This is a genomic window from Actinomadura fibrosa, from assembly GCF_900659615.1.
Lineage (GTDB): Bacteria > Actinomycetota > Actinomycetes > Streptosporangiales > Streptosporangiaceae > Spirillospora > Spirillospora fibrosa.
Map to the genome: position 1 here is coordinate 1 of NZ_CAACUY010000354.1, position 7,394 is coordinate 7,394.

Annotated in this window: 6 protein-coding genes; 4 read left to right on the forward strand and 2 right to left on the reverse strand. The window is 75.2% G+C overall.

What is annotated here, in order from left to right:
* Together E1300_RS45850 and E1300_RS45855 are read left to right on the forward strand one after the other, a co-directional pair.
* On the forward strand, positions 1–433 hold a 433-nt coding region (locus tag E1300_RS45850), incomplete at its 5' end, for a zinc-binding dehydrogenase (protein WP_165503299.1).
* A 53-nt stretch (positions 434–486) separates the two neighbouring features.
* Positions 487–1,818: a DUF2252 domain-containing protein gene (locus tag E1300_RS45855; protein WP_131763548.1), complete on the forward strand. Its 1,332-nt coding sequence runs from the start codon at positions 487–489 to the stop codon at positions 1,816–1,818.
* 42 nt (positions 1,819–1,860) lie between these two features.
* Here the strand turns inward: E1300_RS45855 and E1300_RS45860 are convergent, their stop codons facing one another.
* On the reverse strand, positions 1,861–3,456 hold the full coding sequence (locus E1300_RS45860; RefSeq protein WP_131763549.1) for a PP2C family protein-serine/threonine phosphatase: 1,596 nt from the start codon (positions 3,454–3,456) through the stop codon (positions 1,861–1,863).
* A gap of 248 nt (positions 3,457–3,704) precedes the next feature.
* Here E1300_RS45860 and E1300_RS45865 point away from each other — a divergent pair, with 248 nt between their 5' ends.
* Positions 3,705–4,502, forward strand: coding sequence for an SAM-dependent methyltransferase (locus tag E1300_RS45865; protein WP_131763550.1), 798 nt, complete (start codon positions 3,705–3,707; stop codon positions 4,500–4,502).
* Positions 4,503–4,576: 74 nt separating this feature from the next.
* Positions 4,577–6,922, forward strand: a complete 2,346-nt coding sequence (locus E1300_RS45870) for an ATP-binding cassette domain-containing protein (RefSeq protein WP_131763551.1) — start codon at positions 4,577–4,579, stop codon at positions 6,920–6,922.
* A 237-nt stretch (positions 6,923–7,159) separates the two neighbouring features.
* Here the strand turns inward: E1300_RS45870 and E1300_RS51965 are convergent.
* Positions 7,160–7,394, reverse strand: a 235-nt coding sequence (locus tag E1300_RS51965) for a hypothetical protein (protein WP_207400361.1), incomplete at its 5' end; no start/stop codon positions are given.

Here is a 7,394-nt window from a genome sequence, read left to right on the forward strand (position 1 = left end):
CGCGCTCGCCGCGGCCCGCCGCGCCGGCGCGTCCCGGGTGATCGGGCTGGTGCCGACGGCGGAGGAGGAGGCGCGCCTGTCCGCCGCCGGGCTCGCCGACGCGGTGGTCCGCGCCGACGCCCGCGACCCGGTCGCGGTTGCCGCGGCGATCGGCGCGCCCGCCGACGTGACCGTGGTGTGCGTGGACGTCCCGGGCTGCGAGCACGGCGCGATCCTCGCGACCGCGCCGGGCGGCACCGTGGTGTTCTTCTCGATGGCGACGTCCTTCTCCGCGGCCGCCCTCGGCGCGGAGGGCCTCGCCGCCGACGTCACGATGCTCATCGGGAACGGCTACGTGCCGGGGCACGCGGAGGCGGCGCTGGAACTGCTGCGCTCGGAACCGGGGGTTCGCGCGCTGTTCACCGCCCGCGCCGCCGCCGATTCGGCAGAATGACCGGGAACGCCCGAAGACGCGGCGGGATCGAGCGGAGCATCGAGGGAGAAGGCATGGCGAGCATCACCGAGGACCTGCGCGGGCGCGATCCGAAGGAGCGCCGGGCGCAGATCGTGGACGTCCTGGTGGACGCCTTCTCGGACCTGATGGAGCGGAGCCCCGCCGAGTTCCGCCGCCGCTTCCGCAAGATGGCCTCCGACCCGTTCGCGTTCTACCGGGGCAGCGCCTGCCTGTTCTACGCCGACATCGTCCACGACGACGACCCGTGGGCCGACGAGCGCACCGGCCGCGTCTGGATCCAGGGCGACCTGCACGCGCAGAACTTCGGCACCTACATGAACGACGACGGCGTGTTCGTGTTCGACGTCAACGACTTCGACGAGGCCTACGTCGGCCACTTCACCTGGGACGTCAAGCGGCTCGTCGCGAGCCTGGCGCTGCTGGCGTGGCAGAAGGCGATCTCCGACGCCGACATCCGCCGGCTGATCGAGACGTACGTGCGCGCCTACGTCGACCAGGTCCGCACGTTCGCCGCGCACACCGGCGACGAGCGGTTCGCGCTGACGCTCGACTCCGCCGACGGCTACGTCCGGGACGTGCTGGTCGCCGCGATGGGCGGCACCCGCATCGACCTGCTGGCGGGGATGACGACGGTGGACGGGGCCGAGCGCCGGTTCCGCGACCGCGCCGGCGTCCGCCGCCTGGACGACGCCGAGCGCGCCGAGGTCGAGGCCGCCTACCGCGAGTACCTGGACACGATCCCGGCGGAGAAGCGCTTCGGGAGCCTCACCTACCAGGTGAAGGACATCGTCGGCGCGTCCGGGTTCGGCATCGGGTCGGCGGGGCTGTCGGCGTACAACATCCTGGTGGAGGGCAACACGCAGGCGCTGGAGAACGACGTCATCCTGTCGATGAAGCAGGGGAACGTCGCCGCGCCGAGCCGCGTCGTCGACGACGCCCGGATCCGCGAGTACTTCCTGCACCACGGGCACCGCACGGCGGTGTCGCGGCGCGCGTTGCAGGCCAACACCGACCCGTGGCTGGGCTACACCCAGATCGGCGGGGTCGGCTACGTCGTGCAGGAGCTGTCCCCCTACGAGGCGGACCTGGACTGGGGCGGCCTCACCGAGCCCGAGGAGATGCTGTCGGTGCTGGACGACCTGGGCCGCGCCACCGCGAAGGTCCACTGCGTGTCCGACACCGACTCCGACCACACGCTGGTCGGCTTCCAGGTCGAGGACGCCATCAGCGCCGTGATCGGCCCGGACGAGTCGGCGTTCGTCGAGGCGATGGTGGAGTTCGGCACGGGATACGCCGAGGTCGTCCGCGAAGATCATAAGTTCTTCGTCGACGCTTTCCGCAATCACGAGATCCCCGGCCTGTAGCCCTCGCGCCTGTGCGCGCCGCCCCACCCCTCGGGGCTCGGCTCAGCGGGGGGCGGGGCGGATGAGCAGCAGCGCGATGTCGTCGGCGTCGCGCTGGTCGGCGAGCATCTCCAGGACCCCGTCGGCGGTGTCGTCCAGCGACGCCGACCAGGACGCGGCGATCGCCGCGCCGAGCCGGGCGATGCCCGCGTCCAGGTGGCTGTCGCGGCGCTCGACGAGCCCGTCGGTGTACAGCGCGAGCGTCGCGTCCTTCGGCAGGGAGGCCGCGACCTGCTCGTAGGAGGCGGGGTGCTCGGCGTCGGCGACGCCGAGCGGCAGCCCGTGCGGCGCGCCGAACGGCACGGCCGTCCCGTCGGGGCGGACGACCAGCGCCGGCGGGTGGCCCGCGCACGCCAGCTCGCAGCGCAGCGTCGCCGGGTCGCAGGCCAGGCACAGGCACGTCGCGAACTGCGCGGCGTCCAGGTCCTGGGCGATCGCGTCGAGGCGCCGCAGCACCTCGCCGGGCCCGAACGCGCAGCTCGCCAGGGTGTGCGCGGCGACGCGGAGCTGCCCCATCGCGGCCGCTGCGGCGACGCCGTGGCCGACGGCGTCGCCGATGACGACCGCGATCCGGTCGCCGCCGAGCGGCACGACGTCGTACCAGTCGCCGCCGACGCCGGCGCTGGCCGGCAGGTAGCGGTGCGCGATCTCCAGGCCGGGCGGCGCGGTGACGGCGGCGGGCAGCAGGCTCGCCTGGAGCGCGGTCGCGGTGCGGTGCTCGCGCCGGTACAGGCACGCGTTGTCGATGGACGTCGCGGCGCGGCCGGCGAGCTCGGTGGCCAGCGCGGTGTCGGCGGCGGTGAACGGCAGCCGGCCGCGCTTGCGGCTGAACACCGCGAACCCGAGCGCGCGGCCCCGCGCGACCAGCGGCACCGCCAGCAGCGACACGTGGTCGAGCAGGCCGTCCAGGAGGCGGCCCGTCCGGCGGGCGAGGGTGTCCTGGACGGCGCCGCCGCCGAACTCGATCGTCCGCCCGGTGGTCAGCGCCTGCGCGTAGGGGGTGGCGGGCGGGTAGACGATGACCTCGTTGACGGGGAACTCGCGGGCCCAGTCGCGGGGGTCGTCGTCGGCGAACGCGACCGCGAGCCGCCGCACGACCGCGGACCCGTCGGGTTCGGCGGCGGGCCGGTCGTCGTCGGCGAGGAGCCGCTCCAGCACGTACACGGCGCCGGCGTCGGCGAAGCGCGGGACGGTCACGGCGACGATCTCGCGGGCGGTCGGGCCGAGGCTCAGCGTCGACCCGATGCGGCGGCCGGCCTCGTTCAGCAGCTCCAGGTTCGCGGCGGTGGACGGCGACACCGTCAGCAGGACCAGCGCGCGCCCGCCGGCGGCGGTGAGCGGGTCGCACGCCACGTGCCGGTTCCCGTCCGGCAGCGGCAGCACGCCGCGCCAGGGCGCGCCCTCCGCCGCGATCTTCAGTGCGGCGGCGAGCCGGTCGGCGGCGGCCGGGCCGAGCAGCGCGGCCGGCCGCGCCCCGACGGCCTCGCCCGCGGTGCGGCCGAACAGCCGGGCGGCGCCGTCGCTCCACCCGGTGATCTCGCCGTCCGGAGTGAGTAGGACGGTGACCGGAGCGGGCTCCGGCGTCGGTTCCTCAGGCATCGGTCCTTCACTGTCCGGGCGCGGTCCGCGCGCTGTCCGGGCATGGTGGGGGCATGGTTCAGGCTTGGTTCGGGCCTGGTTCGGGCCTGGTTCGGGCCTGGTTCGGGCGTTGTCGGGCGTGTTCCGGGCCGTTCCCGGGCTTTGCTTCGGGCACGTTCCGGCGCTGCCGGCGGACCGCGGCCGCAACGCGGCGACTCGCGTTACGCTGGCCCGCGGACGCGCCCCTTCGGCCCTCAGGGAGACGATGCATGGACTCCGAGTGGATCCCGCCCGAGGTCGACAGCCAGAGACCCAGCGTCGCACGGGTGTACGACTTCCTGCTCGGCGGATCGCACAATTTCGCGTCAGATCGTGATCTGGCGACCGGTCTGCTGCGGATCGAGCCGCAGGCGCGGGAGCTCGCGCAGGCCAACCGGGCGTTCCTGCGCCGCGCGGTCCGGACCGTCGCCGAGGCGGGGGTGGAGCAGTTCGTCGACATCGGCTCCGGGATCCCGACGCAGGGCAACGTCCACGAGATCGCGCAGGCCGTCAACCCGGGCGCGCGCGTGGTCTACGTCGACAACGACGACGTGGCCGTGGCGCACAGCCGGCGGATCCTCGCGGGCGACGACCGCACGACCGTGATCCAGGCCGACATGCGCCGGCCCGCCGACATCCTCGCCCACCCCGAGCTGAAGCGCGTCGTCGACCTCGGCCGCCCGGTGGCGTTCCTGCTGGTGGCGGCGCTGCACCTCGTCAAGGACCACGAGGACCCGGCGGGCATCGTCGCGACCCTCCGCGACGCCGGCGCCGCGGGCAGCCACGTCGTCCTGTCGCACCTCACGCACGAGGCGCAGCCGGGCAAGACCGCCGCGATCGGCAAGCTGTACGACCGGGCGACGTCCCCGGCGGTGTCCCGCTCCCACTCGGAGATCCTCCACTTCTTCGACGGGTGGGACATGCTCGACCCGGGACTGGTGTACGTCCCGCTGTGGCGTCCCGAAGGCGACCCCGAGCCCAATCCCGAGCGCTTCCTGCTCTTCGGGGGCGTGGGCCGCCGCCCCTGAGCCGCCCCTGAGCCACACCTGAGCCGCCCCCCGGCCGCGCCGGCCTGCGGGAACGTGCCGGTAGTGTGCGGATCATGGAGCGGGCGGCCGATGATCCGTACGTGCGGGTGCGGGGCGCCCGCGAGCACAACCTGCGCGCCGTCGACGTGGCGGTCCCGCGGGACGCGCTGACGGCGTTCACGGGCGTGTCCGGGTCGGGCAAGTCGTCGCTGGCGTTCGGGACGCTGTACGCCGAGGCGCAGCGCCGGTACCTGGAGTCGGTGGCGCCCTATGCGCGGCGGCTGCTGGACCAGGTCCCGGCACCGGCGGTCGAGGAGGTCACCGGGCTGCCGCCCGCCGTGGCGCTGGAGCAGCGCCGCTCGGTGCCGTCGTCGCGGTCCTCGGTGGGGACGGTGACGGCGCTGTCGAACTCGCTGCGGATGCTGATGTCCCGCGCTGGCGACTACCCGCCGGGCGCCGCGCGCCTGGACTCGGACGCGTTCTCGCCCAACACCGCCGCCGGCGCGTGCCCCACCTGCCACGGGCTGGGGGAGGTGCACGAGGTCACCGAGGAGTCGCTGGTCCCCGACCCGTCCCTCAGCATCCGCGAGGGCGCGATCGCGTCCTGGCCGGGCGCCTGGCAGGGCAAGAACCTGCGCGACATCCTCGACGCCCTCGGGTACGACATCGACCGCCCGTGGCGCGACCTGCCGCAGGACGAGCGCGACTGGATCCTGTTCACCGACGAGCAGCCCGTCGTGACCGTCCACCCGGTACGGGAGGCGCACCGCATCCACCGCCCCTACCAGGGCACCTACTCCAGCGCCCGGCGGCTGGTGCTGCGCGCCTACGCCGACTCCAAGAGCGAGAAGCGTCGGGAGCGCGCCGCGTCGTTCCTCGCCGGGACGGTCTGCCCGGCCTGCGGCGGGCTGCGGCTGCGCCCCGAGGCGCTCGCGGTCACCTTCGCCGGGCGCACCGTCGCCGATCTCGCCGCGCTGCCGCTGACTGGCCTCGCCGACGTCCTGCGCCCCCATCTGGACGGCGACGGCCCCGCTGCGGTCCTGGCCCGTGACCTCACCGCCCGGATCGAGGTGCTCGCCGAGCTCGGCCTGGGCTACCTGAGCACGTCCCGGCCGAGCCCGACCCTGTCGGCGGGCGAGCTCCAGCGGCTGCGGATCGCCACGCAGCTCCGGTCGGGGCTGTTCGGCGTCGTGTACGTGCTGGACGAGCCGTCCGCCGGGCTGCACCCGGCCGACACCGAGGCGCTCATGACGGTGCTGGAGCGGCTCCGGGCGGCGGGCAACGGCGTGTTCCTGATCGAGCACGACCTGGAGGTCGTCCGGCACGCCGACTGGGTCGTGGACGTGGGGCCCGGGGCGGGCGTCCACGGCGGCCGGGTCCTGCACAGCGGGCCCGTCGCCGGCCTCCGCGACGTCCCGGAGTCGGTGACGCGCCGCTTCCTGTTCGGCGAGGAGCCCCGACGGCGCCGGGAGCCGCGCGAGCCGTCCGGCACGCTGAAGCTGCGCGGCGTCACCCGCAACAACCTGCGCGGCCTGGACGCCGACGTGCCGCTGGGCGCGTTCACCGCCGTCACCGGCGTGTCGGGGTCGGGCAAGTCGACGCTGGCGGACGCGCTCGCCGCCCACGCCGAGGCGGCGTCCGAGCGGGTGGTGCGGGTGGACCAGCGCCCGATCGGCCGGACGCCGCGCTCCAACCTCGCGACCTACACCGGGCTGTTCGACACGGTCCGGAAGCTGTTCGCGGCGACACCCGGCGCGAAGGCGCGCGGCTACGGCGCCTCGCGGTTCTCCTTCAACGTGCCGGGCGGGCGCTGCGAGCACTGCCAGGGCGAGGGGTACATCTCCGTGGAGCTGCTGTTCCTGCCGTCCACCTACGCGGTCTGCGACGTCTGCCACGGCGCCCGCTACAACCCGGAGACGCTGGAGGTCACCTGGAACGGCGCCACGATCGCGGACGTCCTGGCCCGCACCGTGGACGAGGCCGCGGACCTGCTGGCCGAGGTGCCGGCGGCGTCGCGCGCTCTGGCCGCGCTCGCCGACGTCGGCCTCGGCTACCTGCGGCTGGGCCAGCCCGCGACGGAGCTGTCGGGCGGCGAGGCGCAGCGGATCAAGCTGGCGGCGGAGCTGCGGCGGGCCCGCCGCGCCGGGATCCTGTACCTGCTGGACGAGCCGACCACGGGCCTGCACCCCGCCGACTCGGCGCTGCTGACCGACCGGCTGCACGCCCTCGTCGACGGCGGCGCGACGGTGGTGGTGGTCGAGCACGACATGGACGTCGTCGCGTCCGCCGACCACGTCATCGACCTCGGCCCCGGCGGCGGCGCCGACGGCGGCCGGATCGTGGCGCAGGGCACACCCGCCGACGTCGCCGCGAACCCCGCCAGCCGCACCGCCCCCTACCTGGCCAGGGCCCTCGCTTGACGGAAGCGGCCGCGCGGGCGGGTGGGGCGGGCTCGGTGCCCGAGCCGCCGGTGAGCGCCGCGGTCCGGTCGGGGTTCCGGCCTTGCGGCCGGTGGTGGCGGGCCCGGCGGATGAGGCCGTGCGAAGGCCGTTCCGCCGGGCCCGGCCGGGCGTCCTGCGCGCCCTGCGCGATCTCGGCGCCGCAGCGTCGCGGGACCGCGAAGGTCTCGCTCGGAGGTCTCGCTCGGAAGGGTGTGGTCAGTGGGCGAAGGCGATGGCGGTGCCGGCGCTCACGAGGACCGCGATGACGACCATGACGAGCATGGTGTCGAGCGGCTTGCGGCGGGTCGGCGCTGCCTTCATGGCCACGGGCACGGCGTGCCGGGCGACGGTGCGGGCCGGCGGCTTCGGTGCGGGTCTCGGCTTCGGCGCGGGCGCCACCGGCCGCGGTGCCGCCAGTGCGGGGCGGGGCCGCGGGACGAGCGGACGGGCC